The sequence below is a fragment of the Citrobacter sp. RHBSTW-00671 genome, assembly GCF_014103415.1.
Classification (GTDB): domain Bacteria; phylum Pseudomonadota; class Gammaproteobacteria; order Enterobacterales; family Enterobacteriaceae; genus Citrobacter.
On record NZ_JABXPR010000001.1, the window covers coordinates 1,357,322 to 1,378,683 of the forward strand.

16 protein-coding genes are annotated in these 21,362 nt (G+C 48.4%); all 16 read left to right on the top strand.

What is annotated here, in order from left to right; all coding sequences use genetic code 11:
• Positions 1 to 2: 2 nt before the first annotated feature.
• The 16 genes from HV261_RS06515 (at position 3) to tssE (ending at position 21,361) form a co-directional block, all read left to right on the top strand.
• Complete coding sequence (locus HV261_RS06515) at positions 3 to 2,708, top strand: T6SS effector BTH_I2691 family protein (RefSeq protein ID WP_202037766.1); 2,706 nt, start codon at positions 3 to 5, stop codon at positions 2,706 to 2,708.
• Between the two features lie 76 nt (positions 2,709 to 2,784).
• Positions 2,785 to 3,816, top strand: a complete 1,032-nt coding sequence (locus HV261_RS06520; RefSeq protein WP_202037767.1) for a putative type VI secretion system effector — start codon at positions 2,785 to 2,787, stop codon at positions 3,814 to 3,816.
• A gap of 38 nt (positions 3,817 to 3,854) precedes the next feature.
• The gene (locus HV261_RS06525; RefSeq protein WP_202037768.1) at positions 3,855 to 4,889 is read left to right on the top strand and encodes a putative type VI secretion system effector; all 1,035 of its coding nucleotides are present in this window, start codon (positions 3,855 to 3,857) and stop codon (positions 4,887 to 4,889) included.
• A 38-nt stretch (positions 4,890 to 4,927) separates the two neighbouring features.
• Entirely contained in the window at positions 4,928 to 5,077 is a 150-nt protein-coding gene (locus HV261_RS06530; RefSeq protein ID WP_153880624.1) for a hypothetical protein, read from the top strand.
• A complete protein-coding gene (locus tag HV261_RS06535; protein ID WP_202037769.1) occupies positions 5,074 to 7,857 on the top strand; it encodes a T6SS effector BTH_I2691 family protein in 2,784 nt (927 codons plus the stop codon). The genes HV261_RS06530 and HV261_RS06535 overlap by 4 nt, the downstream gene beginning before the upstream one ends.
• Before the next feature lie 20 nt (positions 7,858 to 7,877).
• Entirely contained in the window at positions 7,878 to 8,894 is a 1,017-nt protein-coding gene (locus tag HV261_RS06540) for a putative type VI secretion system effector (RefSeq protein ID WP_202037770.1), read from the top strand.
• 23 nt (positions 8,895 to 8,917) lie between these two features.
• Positions 8,918 to 9,934: a putative type VI secretion system effector gene (locus HV261_RS06545; RefSeq protein WP_202037771.1), complete on the top strand. Its 1,017-nt coding sequence runs from the start codon at positions 8,918 to 8,920 to the stop codon at positions 9,932 to 9,934.
• 23 nt (positions 9,935 to 9,957) lie between these two features.
• Complete coding sequence (locus tag HV261_RS06550; protein ID WP_202037772.1) at positions 9,958 to 10,956, top strand: putative type VI secretion system effector; 999 nt, start codon at positions 9,958 to 9,960, stop codon at positions 10,954 to 10,956.
• A 175-nt stretch (positions 10,957 to 11,131) separates the two neighbouring features.
• Positions 11,132 to 11,398 carry a PAAR domain-containing protein gene (locus HV261_RS06555; protein ID WP_202037773.1) on the top strand — a complete coding sequence of 89 codons (267 nt, stop codon included), beginning with the start codon at positions 11,132 to 11,134 and terminating at the stop codon, positions 11,396 to 11,398.
• Positions 11,399 to 11,404: 6 nt separating this feature from the next.
• Positions 11,405 to 12,556 (top strand): hypothetical protein, encoded by a 1,152-nt coding sequence (locus HV261_RS06560; RefSeq protein WP_202037774.1) that lies wholly within the window; start codon positions 11,405 to 11,407, stop codon positions 12,554 to 12,556.
• A gap of 4 nt (positions 12,557 to 12,560) precedes the next feature.
• The gene (locus HV261_RS06565; protein WP_202037775.1) at positions 12,561 to 15,977 is read left to right on the top strand and encodes an ImcF-related family protein; all 3,417 of its coding nucleotides are present in this window, start codon (positions 12,561 to 12,563) and stop codon (positions 15,975 to 15,977) included.
• The gene (tssA, locus tag HV261_RS06570) at positions 15,974 to 17,572 is read left to right on the top strand and encodes a type VI secretion system protein TssA (RefSeq protein WP_202037776.1); all 1,599 of its coding nucleotides are present in this window, start codon (positions 15,974 to 15,976) and stop codon (positions 17,570 to 17,572) included. Before HV261_RS06565 ends, tssA begins: the two co-directional genes overlap by 4 nt.
• 22 nt (positions 17,573 to 17,594) lie before the next feature.
• The gene (gene tssF / locus HV261_RS06575; RefSeq protein WP_202037777.1) at positions 17,595 to 19,361 is read left to right on the top strand and encodes a type VI secretion system baseplate subunit TssF; all 1,767 of its coding nucleotides are present in this window, start codon (positions 17,595 to 17,597) and stop codon (positions 19,359 to 19,361) included.
• On the top strand, positions 19,322 to 20,410 hold the full coding sequence (gene tssG / locus HV261_RS06580; protein ID WP_202037778.1) for a type VI secretion system baseplate subunit TssG: 1,089 nt from the start codon (positions 19,322 to 19,324) through the stop codon (positions 20,408 to 20,410). The genes tssF and tssG overlap by 40 nt, the downstream gene beginning before the upstream one ends.
• Positions 20,385 to 20,921 (top strand): type VI secretion system lipoprotein TssJ, encoded by a 537-nt coding sequence (gene tssJ, locus HV261_RS06585; protein WP_202037779.1) that lies wholly within the window; start codon positions 20,385 to 20,387, stop codon positions 20,919 to 20,921. Before tssG ends, tssJ begins: the two co-directional genes overlap by 26 nt.
• Positions 20,918 to 21,361, top strand: a complete 444-nt coding sequence (gene tssE, locus HV261_RS06590; protein ID WP_137382603.1) for a type VI secretion system baseplate subunit TssE — start codon at positions 20,918 to 20,920, stop codon at positions 21,359 to 21,361. The genes tssJ and tssE overlap by 4 nt, the downstream gene beginning before the upstream one ends.
• Position 21,362 lies beyond the last annotated feature (1 nt).

A 21,362-nucleotide genomic window follows, 5' to 3' on the forward strand; every position in this document is an offset into this window, starting at 1 on the left:
GGATGAAAAATCATAAATGTGACTGTATGTCACAGGGACCGGCATTAATACCCGTACGCTATGCGGTGGTTCCTGAATATATTCAGGAAGCACTGCCGGCGTGGGCAAAACCAGGAGCGTCGTCTTATCCGGCAGAAAGTGAAAATTATCACTATGCGCTGCGTGCGATGCGCAGGGGATATATCTATATCTACTATCCGTACCTGACGGACTGGGAAGCATGGTCAGTGTGTGATGATGGCAGTTTGTGGAAGCAACTGTCGGCGAAAAATGTTCTGGAGAAGTCAGAGCCTGACTGTCGGCAGGGAACCTACAGTAACGGCGGAAAGGATTTTCTGACACTGCCATATGAAGTCCTGGAGAATGATATCTGGGTAGCATTCACACAGTGTCCCTGGACGGAAAAGACGCTGGAGCGTTACGCGGGCGATGACGGGCAACGGCAGAGCAGAATGCAGCGCCTGAGTGCATCAAACTGGACGTCACCGCAGACTTCAGAGCAAACGGCAGAAGCAACGACAGGCAATCTTACAGGGGTTCTGGACTACATCTCCCCGCTGGGAAGTCAGCTGAGTCCGGCAATGCAGTTACCTTATGGTACCCATACTAAAATCCGCGTCAGCCAGTGTGTGAGTGAACGCTATGCAATAGTCAAAGAGCCGGGGCCACAGGAGACATTGTACCCGTGGAAGAGCGGGGTGGCCGGAAACACAATCCGGCAGATGAAGGAACGGGGAGTGAAGCCAGACGGTTCTCCCGTCACGCCGTTGCTGATGGCGCTGCATGATGCAACAGGGATAACGCATGAGCTGACGGGATGGACGAATGATGTCCTGGCGATGGCGAAGATATATGGTGAAGAACGCGCCCTGGAGTTCTGCACCCAGAGTCTGATTAACGGTGTTGAGAATATTATAAAAAAGAGTGCTGAGCAGAATGTGGAACAGCAGCTCGCGGCAATGGGTGGCTCACTTTCAACATCTCGTGATATGGATTACGCATATGGAATGTATGTCTGGAACGAGGGGCGGAAAGGCAATACGAATATTATAAGCCGGGAAGAATTCGAGCGTCAGGCGAAGAAAAGACAGGAGCAGAGCCTGAAAAGTTCGCGAGTGGCAAATAGCCAGCGCAGATATAAAAGAAAGATAAAGCAAGAACGTCTGGATTCGTTTATTAAATGTGGTGAAGACCTGACGCACAAAATCGATAAACAACTCGAAGTACTAATTGGTTTCCGCTGCCAATGGCTTAAATTTTCAGGTTTTATTCGTACACTGCAGGATTTTTATTCTGACCTTCCACTGGATAATTTGCATTTTCGTGAGATAGCAGCCTTTGCAATGTCTGGGTTAGGTGCGGCGAAATCTGGTGTGGGTTTACTGGATGACTGGATAAAAGATTATTCTACTACTGATGAAAACAACCTCGTCTGGCGTACTCATTTTTACAATGCACCTGAGTTAATAACTGTTGCTGAGCCTTTGCTTGCCAGTGTGCGCAAAGGAGTGAGTCAGCCGGTTACAGAACAAAGTTTGTTGGCATTTTTTGAGTCAAAATCCGGCGACCTGGTTAAATTATTTGAAGGGTTTAGTAAAGCAACAGCTGCGCTGGATGAGCCACCTGGAAATGATGCAGTCTGGTCAAAGCGGGTGCTGTATCAAGTTGATCAGCATATGGCAACCCTGGGTTCCCGTTTATTCTCCGTTTCGGGTGTGGGACCGAAACTGGACACTATAAACGATCTTGTCGTTAAAACGCTCTGTTCTCTTTCGGCAGGTAAAACAGTAGCGGAGATAAAGTCTTTCTCGAGTAAATATTTTGGCTGGGCGACCGAGCGTAGTTACTATATAAACGACATGCTTTTTATTAATCCTCAGAAAGACAGAGTGTCAGGGCGTTTAAAGGTTGCTCAGGTGCGGTTTTCCGAACTGGAAAAGGCGACTGCGGACTTCAGTATCACGGGCGCGAAAAAAAATGCTTATCGTGCGACAAGTATTAATTTTCTGGTGCTGTTTTTTAATATGACGGAGCTATATAACCAGGCAGATCATTTTAAACGTGATGACTTTTCCAGTTATGCCAAACTGGTCTCTGCGGGATTTGCCACCACGGGAGGCGCGATTGATATTGTCAGTAAAATGATGGATGTCATAAAAAAGGATGATAAATCATTTCCGAAACTGAAATGGGTAGGTGCCAGTTGTGCGATGCTCAATGCTATTGCATCGTTGGGGGCTGATTTTTCAGATTTATATCTATTAAAAGATGAGAAAGCAGGAAGTAAAAAAAATGCATATAGATTGTTGTATTTTGGAAAGGTTCTTAATGATGTTACAACCATTATTTCAGTCAGCGGCAAAGTCTTGCCTGCTTTAATCTCAAAATTTGGCTGGAGTACGGCTGTCGGCAGTATGGAGGTGTGGCTGGGGCGTGCGGCGACACCTACGGTGTATGCGCTGGGAATTGAGTGGATTGGCGCCCTCTCGTCCTGGCAGTTCGCTTTGCTTCTGGTGGTCGCAGAGTATGCTCTGAAAGAGTATTTTTTTGAAGATGAAATTCAAATCTGGTTGCAGAACACGCTGTTTGGTGAAAAATTTTCGATAGATATTGATAGCTGTTCTGAAGAAAAAAAAGCAGAACTTATAGTGAAATGCGGAAAATCACTGACGGAATGCTTACGTAAAATAGAATCTTCCAGCAAATAAGAGTGATTTATATTTTCCAGTAAAGATATTTAAGAAATATCAACATGGTTGTATTCACATATTGTAAGAATAAATTATGAAAAAAGAACTGAAATTTTCTGACGGGTTGCGAAGAAGCCTCGAAGGCAGCAATAAAAAATATCCGCTTCATAACTATCTGCAGCAAAAAAGTGAGCTGGCGCGAACGCAGGAAATTCTGCGCAATATTGAGGCCAGAAATGAAAAAGGAAAATGGCTGGCACATTTTCGCCTGAAAGAGAAAGAGCTGCTGGACGTGCTGAATAACGCCCCGCCGGACCCGGTGCTGCCACCTCCGGCGCCGCTGATTAAGGTTCGGGGCGTTATTGAAAAACTGACGCAGCGGCGAGTAGTGCAGCATTTCGACGTTCTGTCCTATCCGGAAGGAAGCGCCTACTACGCCCGGTATAAAAAGAAGATGGCGGCATCGGCGGTGGTCTGGGCGGCCAGCGGCTCGGGAGGGACGGCCTCGGCCCTGCTGCAGGACTATGACAGGCCGTTGTGCGGGGCCTGGTATCTGACCGGACGTATTAACGGCAGGCGTTTTTCGGGCTGGCTGGGATGTCACTGGTGCTATGAAGGGGAGGAGGTGGAACTGCTGGCGGCCCCGGTTGGCGAGGAGTATCTGGTGTATGCCATCCACAAGCCGGAGGAGCAGTCCCTGTGTATGACGCCGGGGTGTTACCGGGGGAAGAAGCAGGCGCGCCGGGCGGCAGTGCGTATCCCGCTACGGGTTTGTTACTTATGTTTTGCCATTTCCATCGCTGCTCTGCTATGTGGTGATGGTTTAGCATCATTTTATGATCCTATGTTCTATTTATTTATAGTTGAAGCAATAATTTTTCTGCTGGTGATGTGTCTGCTTCCTGCGGCGTGGTCAATTTACAAACACAAGCCGTTACCGGAAGAAACACTGTCAGAGGAGATATTCACCCTGCTGGGCTGGGAAAACGTGGCGGATATTAACCTGGAAACGCTCCATAAACGGCGAAAAAAAGAGTGGAAGCGAACGGGGAGCCCGCCAAACCCTCTGCGCAAAGGTACCCCCTTTGATTATTCAGGGGGGACACATTGTTTTTTTTATTATTAATACGGATGTTGAATGGTTCTTAACGGCATGGATAAAATATGAAAAAAGAACTGAAATTTTCGGACGGGTTGCGAAGAAGCCTCGAAGGCAGCAATAAAAAATATCCGCTACATAACTATCTGCAGCAAAAAAGTGAGCTGGCGCGAACGCAGGAAATTCTGCGCAATATTGAGGCCAGAAATGAAAAAGGAAAATGGCTGGCACATTTTCGCCTGAAAGAGAAAGAGCTGCTGGACGTGCTGAATAACGCCCCGCCGGACCCGGTGCTGCCGCCTCCGGCGCCGCTGATTAAGGTTCGGGGCGTTATTGAAAAACTGACGCAGCGGCGAGTAGTGCAGCATTTCGACGTTCTGTCCTATCCGGAAGGAAGCGCCTACTACGCCCGGTATAAAAAGAAGATGGCGGCATCGGCGGTGGTCTGGGCGGCCAGCGGCTCGGGAGGGACGGCCTCGGCCCTGCTGCAGGACTATGACAGGCCGTTGTGCGGGGCCTGGTATCTGACCGGACGTATTAACGGCAGGCGTTTTTCGGGCTGGCTGGGATGTCACTGGTGCTATGAAGGGGAGGAGGTGGAACTGCTGGCGGCCCCGGTTGGCGAGGAGTATCTGGTGTATGCCATCCACAAGCCGGAGGAGCAATCCCTGTGTATGACGCCGGGGTGTTACCGGGGGAAGAAGCAGGCGCGCCGGGCGGCAGTACGTATTCCGTTGCGGGTTTGTTATCTGTGCCTGGCTCTTATTATCCCATTATATATACATGTATATAATGGATGGGAGGCATTCTCAAATCCATATTTTTATTCACTTATGGCAGTAGCTTTTCTGGCCTTACTGGGGTTGTGTCTGCTTCCTGCGGCCTGGTCAATTTACAAACACAAGCCGTTACCGGAAGAAACGCTGTCAGAGGAGATATTCACCCTGCTGGGCTGGGAAAACGTGGCGGATATTAACCTGGAAACGCTCCATAAACGGCGAAAAAAAGAGTGGAAGCGAACAGGGAGTCCGCCAAACCCTCTGCGCAAAGGTACCCCCTTTGATTATTCAGGGGGGACACATTGTTTTTTTTATTATTAATACGGATGTTGAATGGTTCTTAACGGCATGGATAACTTATGAAAAAAGAACTGAAATTTTCGGACGGGTTGCGAAGAAGCCTCGAAGGCAGCAATAAAAAATATCCGCTTCATAACTATCTGCAGCAAAAAAGTGAGCTGGCGCGAACGCAGGAAATTCTGCGCAATATATCGGGCTGGCTGAAATGAAAAATCATAAATGTGACTGTATGTCACAGGGACCGGCATTACTGCCTGTACGCTATGCGGTGGTTCCTGAATATATTCAGGAAGCACTTCCAGCGTGGGCAAAACCAGGTGCGTCGTCTTATCCGGCAGAAAGTGAAAATTATCACTATGCGCTGCGTGCGATGCGCAGGGGTTATATCTATATCTACTATCCGTACCTGACGGACTGGGAAGCGTGGTCAGTGTGTGATGACGGCAGTTTGTGGAAACAGCTATCGGCGAAAAATGTTCTGGAGAAGTCAGAGCCTGACTGTCGGCAGGGAACCTACAGTAACGGCGGAAAGGATTTTCTGACGCTGCCATATGAAGTCCTGGAGAATGATATCTGGATAGCATTCACACAGTGTCCCTGGACGAAAAAAACGATGGAGCGTTACGCGGGCGATGACGGGCAACGGCAGAGCAGAATGCAGCGCCTGAGTGCATCAAACTGGACGTCACCGCAGACTTCAGAACAAACGGCAGAAGCAACGACAGGCAATCTTACAGGGGTTCTGGATTACATCGCGCCGCAGGGAAGCCAGCTGAGTCCGGCAATGTTGTTACCGTATGGCACCCATACAAAAATCCGCGTCAGCCAGTGTGTGAGTGAACGCTATGCCATAGTCAAAGAGCCGGGGCCGCAGGAGACATTGTACCCGTGGAAGAGCGGAGTGACAGGAAACACAATCCGGCAGATGAAGGAACGGGGGGTGAAGCCAGACGGTTCCCCCGTCACGCCGTTGCTGATGGCGCTGCATGATGCAGCAGGGATAACGCATGAGCTGACGGGATGGACGAATGATGTCCTGGCGATGGCGAAGATATATGGTGAAGAACGCGCTCTGGAGTTCTGCACACAGAGTTTGATTAACGGAGTTAAGGAGATTGTTAACAAAAGCTCGGAACAGAATGTTGAAGCCCAACTTTCTGTATTACCCCAGGAAACATATATCTCTCCTCCTGCAATGGATTATTCTTATGATATGTATGCCCAGAATGAGAAATCTAAAGGTACAGACCCGAAGGATATACTAACCCGCGAAGAATTCGAAAAGCAGGTACTGGGAAAACAACACGAAGTTTATAAAAAACACCAGGTAGCTAATGATTGGTCGAAATATTCTCGAATGATCAAGCAGACTAAATGGGAGTCTTTTAATAAATGTTGTGCTGATCTAACACAAAAAATTGATGAACAACTCGCTAAGCTGATTAGCTATCGTTGTGAATGGTTACAGGCTTCTTTATTTATAACAATGTTACAGGATTTTTTCTCTAACGATCCTGTTGATAATGCGAACTATCGTGAAATTGCTGCCTTTGCGATGACTGGTCTTGGTGAGTCGCAATCAGGTGTAAAATTGCTGGATGACTGGATAGACGCATACACTACGACAAATGAAGCTAATCTCGTCTGGAGAACACATTTTTATAATAATCCAGAGATCATGGCAGATGCGGAGTCATTATTGACTAGCTTGCACCAGTGTAACATCGCTCCGGTTTCTGAAAATGATGTACTCTACTTTTTTGAGAAGAATGGCGCTAAACTTAATAAAATATTTAAAGGTTTTGAAAAAGCAACGAGTGAAATTTCAAAACCACTGGCTGGCAATGTCGTATTCTCGAAAAGAGTGCTGTATCAAATGGACCAGCACATGGCAACCGTAGGGGCCAGGTTTTTTTCCGTGTCACGGATTGGACCTGTTCTCAATACCATGAATGACCTCATTGTTCGAACCCTTTTCTCACTATCTTCTGGAAAGTCAGAGTTAGAAACCAAAATATTGTTCAGTAAATATTATGGTTGGGCTACGGAACGCAGGGCTTACATTACCGGCACTGTTTTTTACAGCCCGCAAAGAGCCATTCGGGCTGATCTTCTCCGGGGGGCGAGTAAGAAATATGCCGCACTTGAAAAAGCGTATGCCAATTACCTTAGCCAGCCTGTGGGAACTTCTGGTTATGCGGTGACCAGCATTAGAATTTTTGTTTTATTTTTCAATGTTGCTGAGTTGTATAACCAACTCGATAATTTTAAAAATGAACCTGCTAACTACGCGAAGGTAGTCAGCGCAATATCGGCAACGGCGAGCGGGATGATTGATATTGCAACCCCTGCAATGGAGGTCATTCTTAAAGAGAAAAATAGTCTCCACTACATGAAAATGTTTGGCGCAGGATGCTCGCTGATAAGTGCAGGTATTTCGCTGGGGTTAGATATTTCCACATTATTGAACAAAGTTAGTTTACCGAATTCCAGTAAAAAATGGGCATTTACGGGTTTATATTCAATCAAGACACTTAGCGATGTTGCCATTATTGCTAAAGCGGAAGGGAAATTGATGTCGGTGCTGATTGAACGCTTTGGCTGGAAGACTGCTAAAGGGGAATTAGCCGTATGGTTGGGGAGGGCAGCTGCGCCACAATTCACAAAGTTAGGCGTCGAATGGGTGGGGCTGTTGGCTTCCTGGGAGGTAGCCCTGTTATTGATGGTCGCTGAATATATTCTGACGGAATATTATTCACGTGATGCCTTACAGTCGTGGATTGAGAATGGCTTGTTTGGTGATAATTGTTCGATTGATATCGATAGTTGTACTTCGGAAAAAATCAATATATTTATTGATGAAACCAGGAATTCACTGCAAGAAAGCTTACGTCAATTATCTTCAGCTAAAAAACAACAACGTGGAAAACCAATAATTTACTGGCCATTTATTATCTATGATGCGCCGGAAGTCCCTGCTGTGGTTTAATTTTGGAACAACGAAATACTATGACAGAAGATGACGAACTGTTCGCCGATATGCCCCGGGCCTATATCCGGGGTCTGGAGAAGGGTAAAGGATATGTGAAAGAGAACTTTCTCCGGGAGCGCAGGGAATGGATGAAATTAAGACAAACCATTGCGCACTATGAATCAGACGGCAAGAAAAAACACAAAAAACGGCTGGCAGAATTGTACCGTGAAGAAAAGCCGCTGGCAGAAGCGCTGGCTGATATGCCACCGGACCCGGTACTGCCCCCGCCAGCCCCGCTGATAAAGGTCAGGGGAGTGGTGACAAACTACCACCAGCGCTGCCTGACGCACTATTTTGACACCAAAGCCTATCCGCAAACGTGGGAATATTTCAGCAGGCAGGATGAGAACATGGCGTCTGCCGCAATGGTACTGGCCTCGACGGGGTCAGCGGCAACGGCACAGGGCATGGTGGAGAGCAATGAAGACAGGGTTCCTGCTGCAGCGTGGTACGTTACGGGCGAAATCAATGGCCGGCAGTTTTCAGGGTGGCTGGGCGCCCCCTATTGCCGGGAAGGTGAGGAAGTGGAGTTGATTGCTGCCCCGGTGGGAGATAAGTACCTGGTATATGCCCTTGTCCGGCCACATGCGCGCTCGCTGACCATGCCGCCGTGGTGTTACCAGGGAATACGACGGGCACGAATAGACGCGATGAAAGTCCCCATTTCGATCGTTATTTTGTTAATTATTACGATGTTGGTAGTGTTTATTTACCAGGACGGCTGGGTTGTTACTGAAAAAATAGTGAGTGGGGTAACGATGTTCCTGACCATGGGGACCTTTCTGTATATCCTGCCCGCAATATGGACGATCTGGCGACGACATCCCTTCCCGAAAGAACAGCTGACGGAAGAGATATTGACTGTTGCTGGCTGGGATAATGTGACCAATATTGACCTTCTGAAACACGACAAGAAAAAAATAAAAGAATTTAAGAAGCAAGGGCGATCTATTCGATTACTTAAATCAGGATGGTGGTTTTATTACTATTAGCTGGAATTAAAAGATTAAATACTATGACAGAAGATGACGAACTGTTCGCCGATATGCCCCGGGCCTATATCCGGGGGCTGGAGAAGGGTAAGGGGTATATTGAAGAAAACTATCTCCGGGAGCGCAGGGAATGGATGAAATTAAGACAAACCATTGCGCACTACGAATCGGATGGCAAGAAGAAGCATAAAAAGCGGCTGGCAGAACTGTACCGTGAAGAAAAGCCGCTGGCAGAAGCGCTGGCTGATATGCCACCGGACCCGGTACTGCCCCCGCCAGCCCCGCTGATAAAGGTCAGGGGAGTGGTGACAAACTACCACCAGCGCTGCCTGACGCACTATTTTGACACCAAAGCCTATCCGCAGACGTGGGAATATTTCAGCAGGCAGGATGAGAACATGGCGTCTGCCGCAATGGTGCTGGCCTCGACGGGGTCAGCGGCAACGGCACAGGGCATGGTGGAGAGCAATGAAGACAGGGTTCCTGCTGCAGCGTGGTACGTTACTGGCGAAATCAATGGCCGGCAGTTTTCAGGGTGGCTGGGCGCGCCCTATTGCCGGGAAGGTGAGGAAGTGGAGCTGATTGCTGCCCCGGTGGGAGAGGAGTACCTGGTATATGCCCTTGTCCGGCCACATGCGCGCTCGCTGACAATGCCGCCGTGGTGTTACCAGGGAATACGACGGGCACGAATAGACGCGATGAAAGTCCCCATTTCGGTCGTTATTATTCTGGCTATTCTGCTGCTGATAGTGGGTTTGTATAAAGAAGATTGGGTCCTTAGTGAAGGATTGATGCAAGTGATAACGATATTTTTGGTTACGGGGACCTTTCTGTATATCCTGCCCGCAATATGGACGATCTGGCGGCGACATCCTTTTCCGAAAGAACAGCTGACGGAAGAGATATTGATTGTTGCTGGCTGGGATAATGTGACCAATATTGACCTTCTTAAACACGACAAGAAAAAAATAAAAGAATTTAAGAAGCAAGGGCGATCTATTCGATTACTTAAATCAGGATGGTGGTTTTATTACTATTAGCTGGAATTAAAAGATTAAATACTATGACAGAAGATGACGAACTGTTCGCCGATATGCCCCGGGCCTATATCCGGGGTCTGGAGAAGGGTAAAGGGTATGTGAAAGAGAACTTTCTCCGGGAGCGCAGGGAATGGATAAAATTAAGACAAACCATTGCGCACTATGAATCGGAAGGCAAGAAGGAGCATAAAAAACGGCTGGCGGAACTGTATCATGAAGAAAAGCAGCTGGCAGAAGCGCTGGCTGATATGCCACCAGACCCGGTACTGCCCCCGCCAGCCCCGCTGATAAAGGTCAGTGGCGTGGTGACAAACTACCACCAGCGCTGCCTGACGCACTATTTTGACACCAAAGCCTATCCGCAAACGTGGGAATATTTCAGCAGGCAGGATGAGAACATGGCGTCTGCCGCAATGGTGCTGGCCTCGACGGGGTCAGCGGCAACGGCACAGGGCATGGTGGAGAGCAATGAAGACAGGGTTCCTGCTGCAGCGTGGTACGTTACTGGCGAAATCAATGGCCGGCAGTTTTCAGGGTGGCTGGGCGCGCCCTATTGCCGGGAAGGTGAGGAAGTGGAACTGATTGCCGCGCCGGTGGGAGATGAGTACCTGGTATATGCCCTTATCCGGGCACATGCGCGCTCGCTGACCATGCCGCCGTGGTGTTACCAGGGAATACGACGGGCACGAATAGACGCGATGAAAGTCCCCATTTCGGTCGTTATTATTCTGGCTATTCTGTTGCTGATAGTGGGTTTGTATAAAGAAGATTGGGTCCTTAGTGAAGGATTACTGCAAGTGATAATGATCTTTTTGGTTACGGGAACCTTTCTGTATATCCTGCCCGCAATATGGACAATCTGGCGACGACATCCTTTTCCGAAAGAACAGCTGACGGAAGAGATATTGACTGTTGCTGGCTGGGATAATGTGACTAATATTGATTTGCGCAGATTAAAACGCAGAAGAATAAAAGAATTCAAAAAAAATGGAAAATCTGTGCGGGTAATGACATCGGGATGATGGTTTTTTTATTATTAGACGAATTTTATTTTTGGGTTTAATTTTAAAGCTAATATTTATTACCAGGTAAGATGTTATTATCTGATCTTTATCTGATTATATAGATGTGTTGGATAATCTTTTGTTTTTTCAAAGTGTTATGTCTTAATGGTTATATTTTTTATAGTGAGGATTTATGTTGCTAGGCTTGGTCAGACTCAATGATCCATTAAGTAGTGGTGGTAAAGTAATTTCAGTTTCGTCAACGATAACTATCGATGGTTTAGGTGTCGCATTACTTGATGATACTGTTATATGCCCTATTCCATTTCATGGAGTAAATAAGATAATCCAGGGTTCTACAGAGTGGATCTCAGATGGAAAACCAGTAGTTGTGCATAAATGTATGTGTCAATGTGGCTGTTATGTTATTTCAACCCTTCCCTGTAGCGGGATTTGGTAAATTAAAATGAGTTGGAATATCCCAAGTAAAAAGAAAATACAACCTGTACCTTCTATAAGGTGGGGGCGTGATAGTGGTGTTTTTTTCTCATTGTTAATAACTATTGTTCTGTTATTCACTCTGTTTTATTATATTACTCATAATAGTGATTTTTTTTATTATGCTTTTGCAGTATCGATAAGTGTTTTTTTAATGTTTATCATATACATAGGGCTTAGGTTATTTCAACTGGGTGTGTCTCTTGAAAAAAATGAAATGATATTAACGGAAGGTTCTAATATTGATTGTGAGTGGTCTGAATGGGCATCTGATTATATAAGTATTGTAGATTATAGTTATCTCTTTCCCGAAGAATCACGGATATCCAGTTTACTTGAAATAAACGAATTCAATGCCATTGGAACCAGAGTGTTACATTTTCCAGAATCGGTAGATTATACTGTTTTATTCCATGAGTTATTGGCTCCCATGAGAGCCAGATTAATTGAGGTTACTTCTGAAAAATGTTTGGTTATTAACTTTATTATTGGTCAGATGTCAGGGGTTTCAGCATGGCAGCCTTTTTTATTGGCCTGGGAGCGACTTGGGCTCTCTGAAGATATAATTAAAAACAGTGAATTTATCTTGCACGATTATGTATTAAATATTAATGAATGGCTAAGCGTTACGGAGGATAAATTCAGGTTAATTATTGTAGGGGAAAAATCAACGGATATCAAAGATAATCACCATGGTACGGGGGATGGGATGTGTGCTTTTCTTTTCGCTCCGCCGATGTTAGTTAATCATAATAATAGTGTCGAGAAAGCAAGGTTGTATAGGTCTATCGCTACGAATGAAGGTGAACTACTCAAAGACCTTAGCGATCTTGTTTTTTATCAGGCCAGGGTTGGGATAGTTGACAACTTATTGATAGGCAAACATAGCGATAAACAAGATGTGGCTAAGGTGGCAGTTCTTCTTAATGAACATAATAAAAATCTTGAGCAATATTATGCAGAGTTATATATCGGCATTCACGGAGAGTTTGATATCTGGATGATGTTGATGTTCTCTTTATTAAATGGGAAAAACGTGAGTGCTGTGGATCTAATATTCTCAGAATCGAATGGGAAGATTATATTGTCGAGGGTTAAAAAAATTAGAAATCAGGAATAGATATATGAACAAGTCCACCTTGTTGCGGCTATTTGGTTGGCTATGTATTTTGGTTGTCGTTGGTTTGATATGTTATGTAGTGCTTTTTTATTACGGAGAGTATTTGGGGGTGGAGACCCAAACAACAAGGATAATCGTCGTTACAACTGTTTTATTAGCGCTGTGTTATATTTTTAAATTATGGCAGATGAATGCGCTGAAATCAGTGCTGATATCGTATGTTCCATTGTTAAAATATAAATCAATTATTTATTTTTTTATGCCATGGAAATCATCTGATAAGGCAAATGTGGGAAATAATACGACCGCCACATTAGATAGTAATATATTCATTAACATCCATTCTACACTTAAAGAGAATTACGGCCGCCGCTGGCGCGCCAAAACGCGTGTCCTGCTGGTGATGGGAGATGCCACTCAGGTTGAGCAACTGGTGCCTAAACTCACTACTCAGCGCTGGGTTGAAGGGGATGGCGTGGTGTTAATCTGGGGAGGTAGGCTCACTGAAACGCCAGATGCCTCGTTGTTTGATGCGATACGCAAGCTGCATCGGCGCCCGCTGGATGGGATTGTATGGGTAACCCCCACTTTTCAGCACCAGCAGGCATTGGTTCAATCGACACCCGTTGTCTCTTTAACCGCAGAACAAATAGATAATGCCGCCCGCCATCTTCAGGCTGTTTTTACCTCGCTTCGCTGGCGAGTGCCGTTATACCTTTGGTCGCTGCATGGCGCTCAATTCGTCCGGGATGACGTAACCCTGCACTCTGCGACGTGTTTGTTCCCTGCTGGATGCACCACGGCGTTATGTCGTTCGCAGTTGACCTCGCTGGCAATGCAGGTGGCGGAGCAAGGCACGCAGCAGGTTACGTGCAATATCCGCGATAACTTCTTACTGAAAATGGCTAATTTGCTGATACCTGGAGCAGAAGCCATCAGCGAATCGTTGTCCACTTTTTTCAGCCCGCACCGGCCTCTGCCGCTGGCGGCGGTCATCCTGAGCCAGTATGCGGAAAATACCTCATCGCGCGTTGCGCATGCCTGGATGCGTGATGATCGCTGGCGTGCGTTGCTTGATTCACTCCCTGCGTTACCAGCTGAACTTAAGGCACAGCGTACAGGCCGTTCAGGGATGCGCGTGTTGGCCGTCTGTACAGCCAGTTTGATGCTGCTATGGGGGGCAGGAATGGTGGTGTCTTTCCTGGCGAATCGCAATCTGATCGGCGAAAGTCTGGATCAGGCGAGACTGGCTGGCGGCCCGGATGCACCGCTCGCTGAGCGTTTTACGGCGCTATCTGCTCTTCAGCAAACGCCAGGCATGCTTCGCTGGCGTCAGCAGAATGGGGTGCCGTGGTACTACCGCTTCGGCTTAAGCCAAAATGATGCTCTGCTGGATGCGCTATGGCCGCGTTATACGCGTATCGCTATTCCGCTCCTGCGTGATGAAGCCGCTCAACATCTCACTCAGGAATTAACGGCTTTAACCCGACTGGCTCCAGACAGCCCACAGTTTGCCGCTCGGGCAAAAATTGCCTACAACCAACTGAAAATGTATCTGATGCTCTCCCGGCCTGAACAGATGGAGGCGTCATTTTTTAGTCAGACGTTGATGCAAGACTGGCCGGAGCGAGTAGGTATTTCGCGCGCATCATGGCAGGGCGTTGGGCCTGGACTTTGGCAATTCTGGGGAGAACACCTTCAGGCGCACCCTGAATGGAAAATAGCAGCCGATAAAAATCTGATTAGCCAGGTGCGAACGCTGTTAATTCGTCAGATGGGGATCCGCAATGGCGAAGCCGCCCTGTATCAGAAAATTATTGAACAGGTAACGCCGCATTACACCGATCTTCGTCTGGAAGACATGACCGGTGATACCCGGGCAGAGCACGTATTTTATACCCGGAATTCGGTTGCTGGCGTGTATACCCGCAAAGCCTGGGAAGAAGAGGTTTTGCCCGCCATAGAAAAAATCGTCAACAACCGCCGGGAAGAAATGGATCAGGTGCTGGGGGATGATACGCATTCTGCAAGCGATCCTCTCTCTCCACAGGCGTTAAAGGCGCGTCTTAGCGAGCGTTACTTCACGGATTTTGCCGACAACTGGCTCGATTTTCTCAACAGTATTCGCTGGAAGCGCACCCAGACGCTAAGCGATGCCATCGATCAACTCACGTTGATTGCAGATATCCGTCAGTCTCCTCTGGTTGCGTTAATGAATACCCTCGCCGTTCAGGGACGCACAGGGTTAACCGGTGAAGCGCTGTCGGACTCACTGGTGAAGTCGGCAAAGGATCTGTTTAACACGAAAGAAAAGCAAACCATTGACCAGCATGCGCGGGAAGAAGGCCCTATGGCGAGTACCTTCTCGCCAATTCTGGCATTGATGGATGAACAATCGGCTGGGCAGGATATTAGCCACCTGAGTCTGCAAACCTACCTGACCCGGGTAACGCAGGTCAGACTGAAACTCCAGCAGATTACTAACGCTGCCGATCCGCAGGGAATGAGTCAGGCTCTGGCGCAAACGGTGTTTCAGGGCAAAACCATCGATCTCACCACCACGCGTGACTATGGCAATCTGGTGGCGGCCAGTCTGGGGCAAGCATGGAGTGGATTCGGTCAAACGATGTTTGTTCAGCCGCTGGAGCAGTCATGGCAGCAGGTGTTGCAACCGACCGCGGCGGGCCTGAATGCGCAATGGAAGGCGCTGATTGTGAATGACTGGAACAGCGCATTCGGCGGACGTTATCCGTTTCGCGATGTTGGCAGTGAGGCTTCTCTGCCGCTGCTGGCGCAATATCTGCGAAGCGATAATGGTCGGATCCCGCATTTTCTCGAAAGCCATTTAAGCGGTGTGCTGCATAAACAGGGTAGCCACTGGGTTGCCGACACGGTGAATGCTCAGGGACTGGTGTTTAATCCGGTGTTCCTCGAGGCGATGGACCAGCTCAGTCAAATTGCGGATGTCGCATTTATTCGTGGAGAAGCCGGGATGCGTTTTGAACTGCGTCCTGGAACGGCGCGGGATGTGATGCAGACTGACCTCGTGCTGGATGGGCAGAAACTCACCTACGTTAACCAGATGCCAGCGTGGAAAAACGTTGTCTGGCCTGCCGATACGCAAGCGTCAGGGGCAACCCTAAGCTGGGTGAGCACCAATACGGGAACCCGAATCTACTCAGATTACCCCGGTACCTGGGGATGGATAAGACTGCTTGAGAAAGCGGAGATAACCGACAACGCTGGCGTGAGCAGCGGTTTTAATCTGCGCTGGACTGCGCAGAATGGATTGCCGCTGAACTACACCCTGAGAACGGAAGCGGGTGAAGGCCCGCTCGCATTACTCAAACTCCGCGACTTTGAACTACCAGAAGCAATTTTTATTGTTAGCAGCAAGATTTCCTCAGAGGAAGAAGAATGAGCGCTCTGAAACGCCTACTGGCTGCCAGCACGGCTTCGCCAGATGAGCAACCGCAACTAATGGAACAGGCGCAAACGCAGACTGCGCTATGGAAAAACTGGCTATTGCCCATTTCAGCAGCCAATCCCGGTGGTGAAGATCCAGGCTATGACGATGATTTTCAGCGTATGCGAGAGGAGGTGAATAAACTTTCTGGCGCGCAAACGGATCTCATCATTGAGCTCGCGGAAAAAATTCTGACCCATACCTGTAAAGATGTCCGTGTTGTCACCTACTACACATGGGCGCGTTTGCATCAGGATGGTGAGTCCGGCCTGGCGGATGGTCTGATTTTGCTGGCTGGCCTGATGCAGCAATATGGCGATTCTCTCCATCCCTTAAAAGCCAACAGCCATAAGGCCGCCCTTGAATGGCTGGCAGGCGGACGGATGCTGGATAGCCTGGCGCGTTTTCCCGAGGTTTCACGACCTGACACGCAACGGATTGCCGGTGCGCTGATGTTGCTGGAGCAGCAGTTTAGTCAGCGAGAGGAGAGCATTCGTCCAGGGCTTGGGGCGTTGTATAGCGCGCTGGAAAATCGGCTGGCACAGTCTGGCGGCGCTCAGGCATTGGTACCGCAGAATATCAGTGCTCAACCCAGCCGGCACAGCGCAGAAACCCTTGTCCTCAAAAGTATTGCTTCTGGCCGTGAGCTGCTGGAACAGGCACGGTTGTTGGCGAAATACTTAAGCGATCAGCCGGATGGCTGGCTGGCGGCGCATCATTTGATGAAGAGTGTGCGGCTCGATACGGTCAGCCAGCTTCCTCCGCCAGATGGCACCGGACGTACACGCCTGGAATCGCCCAAGAGTGATTACCGTGCGCAGCTCAAGCGTCTGTATTTACAGCAAAACTGGACTGAACTGATTGAGTTAACTGACAGCTTATTTGTTGAGGGAGTGAATCATTTTTGGCTGGACGTGCAGTGGTACCTTCATCAGGCGTTAACCAGGGCGGGTTCGCCATGGGATAAAAATGCCACGATTATCATCAGTGATCTGAAAATGCTGCTACATCGGATGCCGGGTCTGGAAACGCTGGCCTTTAACGACGGAACTCCCTTTGCTGATGACGTCACCCGCGAGTGGATAGCCCGTGACGTGCTGCAGGAAAGCGACTGGCAGACGGAAAAAGTCGCTGCGACTACCGCAGGGGCGGACGACGATATTCTGTTACTTGAAAGCGAGGCGCTGGCGCTGGCGGATAGCGAAGGCGTTGAAGCCGCGCTTGCCTGGCTTCAGACTCGCCCCGGCATTATTTCACGTCGACAGCGTTGGTTACGCCAACTGTTGATGGCCCGTCTGACCGAACAATGTGGGCGCAACGATCTCGCGTTGCATTTGCTTGGCGAATTGAATACGACAGCACACTCTCTCACCCTCAAACAATGGGAGCCTGAACTGCTGTTTGAAGTCAAAGCGCGACGGCTGAAACTTCTGCGTTTAAAAGCCAACCGCAGTGAAAGTGACAAAGCGCGTCTGGCGTCAGAGATGGACTCCCTGTTGTCCGGTTTGGTCGCCATTGATCCCGCCAGAGCTGCCGTCTTGTGTGGCTAAAACTAAATAAGCGAACTGTAAAATGGAAGATTTAACTCTGCGTTATTATGACGCGGAAATGCGTTATTTAAGGGAAGCGGCAAAAGAGTTTGCACAGGCGCATCCGGATCGTGCAGCGATGCTGGATCTGGATAAAGCCGGCATTCCCGATCCGTATGTGGAGCGATTATTTGAAGGTTTTGCATTTTCGATGGGGCGCTTGCGCGCCAAAATAGATGATCATCTTCCTGAATTTACCGAAGGCTTGATGAGCCTGCTGTGGCCACATTATTTACGTACCATTCCCTCCTTAAGTATTGTCGAGCTTTTACCTGATATTGATGTACTGAAAATGAGCGAACGGATTAATGCGGGGTTTGGCGTATTGTCCCAGCCCGTTGGCCCGAAAAAAACGGTATGTCAGTATCGTACTACTCAGCCCGTCACGCTCAATCCGTTGTCTGTCACGGCGGTGAATATGGATGCCGAACCTGACGGACGCTCGGTTATCCGTATGCGAATAAAGTGCAATCCACAGATGGACTGGTCGCAAACCGATCTGACACGCCTCAGCCTTTACCTGAGCGGCGACGCGCCGGTGACCCACGCGCTGCACCTTGCTTTGACAAAGCGTCTGGCCTCTCTTTATTTGAGACTCCCCAACAGCGTAGAACGTATTCGACTGGAGGGGTACTTTTCCCCGGGCGGATTTGCCGGTGAAGACAGTTTATGGCCAAAAGGCGATGCGGCGTTTGGCGGCTGGCAATTATTGCTTGAATATTTTACGTTCCGCGAAAAATTTATGTTTGTCCATCTTAACGGTCTGGAAAAGGTAACGTTTCCTGCCGGTATAGATTGTTTTGAAATAGAAGCTGTACTGACTCAACAGTGGCGTTCTGAGCTTCCTCTGGGGAGTGAAAATATCCGTCTTCATTGCGTTCCGGTTATTAATCTCTTCACTCTGGAAGCCGATCCGCTGGTGGTTAATGGGCTTGAAAGCGAATATTTGCTGCGTCCGCGCAGATTACAGGATGGTCACACGGAAATTTATTCGGTGGATGCGGTTTCTGGTTCGCAGCGAACGCGTAATGCCGTCTATGCCCCATTCACCAGCTTTCGCCACAAGGGCGGAATGATGCGCCGTAATGCGCCCGAACGTTACTACCATACTCGCGTCAGACGCGGCGTATCCGGATTATATGATACCTGGCTGATACTCGGAGGCGATGCCTGGGAGCGGGATCGTCTTGCTGAGTATGAAACTGTGTCATTGAAAGTGACCGGCACAAACGGTCAGCTACCCAGACGAGCTTTGCAGAGTTCATTGCTTAATCGTTGTGAGCAGATCCTCCAGACGCCGCTTGCCGTGCGTAATCTGTGTAAGCCGACTCTCCCCGCTTACCCTCCCGCAGAGGATCGTTTTCACTGGCGCGTGTTGAGCCACCTGGGATCCAGCTTTCTAAATATGATGGCCAGCGCTGAAGTGCTCAAAGGAACGTTGTCTCTCTATAACTGGCAGGATGATGAGCTTAATTATCGTCGCCTGGATGCGATCATGGATGTTCAACAACATGAAATACAGCGCTTTGAAAAAGGATTTCTACTCCGTGGTGTGGACATCGAAATAACGCTTGATGAGAGCGGATTTACCGGTGAGGGCGATATTCATCTGTTTGGAGAAATGCTTAACCGCTTTTTTGCATTATATGCGGATATTCATTTGTTTAATCAGCTTACTTTAATCATACAGCCGGCAGGGAAAAGCTTGCGATGGACAGAGAATCACAATCAGCGGCTACCCGGCTGCTAAATAGCCTTGGCGAAAATCTGCCACGTACCAATTTTTATCGTTTCTGCCAGTTGCTGGAACAGGGGAACCCGCAAGCGCCAGCTCCTGGGAGCCAACAAAGTCCGCGCTTCGATGCCATTCGTTTTCGCCCTCATCCGGGGATGGGGTTTCCGGCGGGTGAGCTAAAAAGTGCAGAATATGATCCGCAGCAACCCACACTGCCACCAACGGTTCGGGTCACTTTTATGGGGTTGTATGGCGTGGAATCGCCGTTGCCGACAACCTATCAGGATGATATCGCCCAGCGTCAGGAAGGTTCGGACGTTGCCGCTGAGTTTCTGGATATTTTTAATCACCGCTTAATTACGCAGTTTTATCGAATCTGGCGTAAATACAGTTATCCAGCGACCTTTCGCCCCGGCGGTACAGATGAAACATCGCAATATTTACTGGGGCTAACCGGGTTGGGGATTCCCGGATGCGCCACACAAACGGAAGCCCCGCTATCACGTTTTTTAGCGCTGTTAGGAATAATGAGAATGCCAACGCGTACGGCGGAAGGAATATCCGCGCTGGTTTCTTTATTATCACCAACAACAAATATCACCGTGACCCCTCATGATAAACGTTCAATCCTGCTGGATAAGGCGTTAAAAATGAGTGCGCGGCAACCCGTTAGCCTCCATTCTCGTCCGGTGATGGGGCATAGCGCCGTAGATATTAACAGTCAGGTGCTAATTACTCTGACAACGGATGTTCCCGATGAAGTTCGCGACTGGTTACCCGGTGGTCAGCTTTACCATGATTTTCTCGCGCTGATGCACGTTTATTTAGGTGCCAGAGTGAATGCGAGGCTGCAATTACGTATTCCTCGTTCGGCGCTTCCGGATGCTCAACTTACCAGTCATAACAGCGAACGCGCGGTACAGCTCGGCCGCACGGCTGTAATGCGTCTGGATAATCCGGAAATTAAGAATCAACTCATAACGATTAAGCTTGGGCTCTGGCAGAGCCTTAGTCAACATGATCAGCGGAGGGAAGCCGATGAGACTGGCGATTATCGCTATTAATTTTGCCGTAATAACCGCAATGACCAGCCAAATCACCGGATGTGGTCTGACACAAAAAGTATCTGAAGGCGCGGTATCATTAACGAAGTCAATTTTTTATAAGGAAATTAAAACATTGCATTTGGATCTTTCCGCCAGAGAAGCCGCTAATAAAAATGCGCAGGGCATTGCGCTTTCAACAGTTGTACGTATTTACCAGCTCAAAGATCGTAAAGCATTTGATTCGGCAAACTATCAGTCTTTATTTGCGCAAGACAGCACGGTGGTGAAAGCAGATTTATTGGCTCAGAAAGATATTCGGGTACGTCCTGGTGAAAGCGTAACTGTCGATATTCCACTCGAAAAGGAAGCGCAATATGTTGGCGTGGCGGGAATGTTCATTTCTCCCGATCAGTCTGAGGATTCATGGCGTGTCGTATTAGGTCGTGAAGATCTCGATTCTGATAAAGCGCGAGTGATTGAATTAAATTCTCAGGCTCTGGTTCTTCAGATGCAGGAGGACGAGTCATGATTAAACGGCCTTCTCTTTATGACATCTTGTTGGGTAATTTTTCCGGTGGTTTTCCTTTGCACGGAGTCAGTGAAAACACGCAGGTCATCTTGTCCGTTCTGGATAATATGCAGCGCATTTTGAATACCCGCGCCGGTAGCCTCAAACATTTACCCGACTACGGTCTGCCGGATATGACCAAAATCCTCCAGGGTATGCCAGGAACGGCGCATCAGCTTATCAGCACGCTTTCTCAGGTTTTGTTGAAGTATGAACCGCGACTAAAAGGTATTCAGGTAACGATGCAGAAGCAGGAAACGCCGGGGCATTTGCGTTATGCAATCGATGCTGAACTGCAGGACCTTGGTATTGTTCGCTATGGCACTGACTTTACCCCTGAGGGGCGGGTCCTTATTCGTCATCTTAAGAAGCAGGGCTGGCTTGAGACGAGGGTGTACTGAT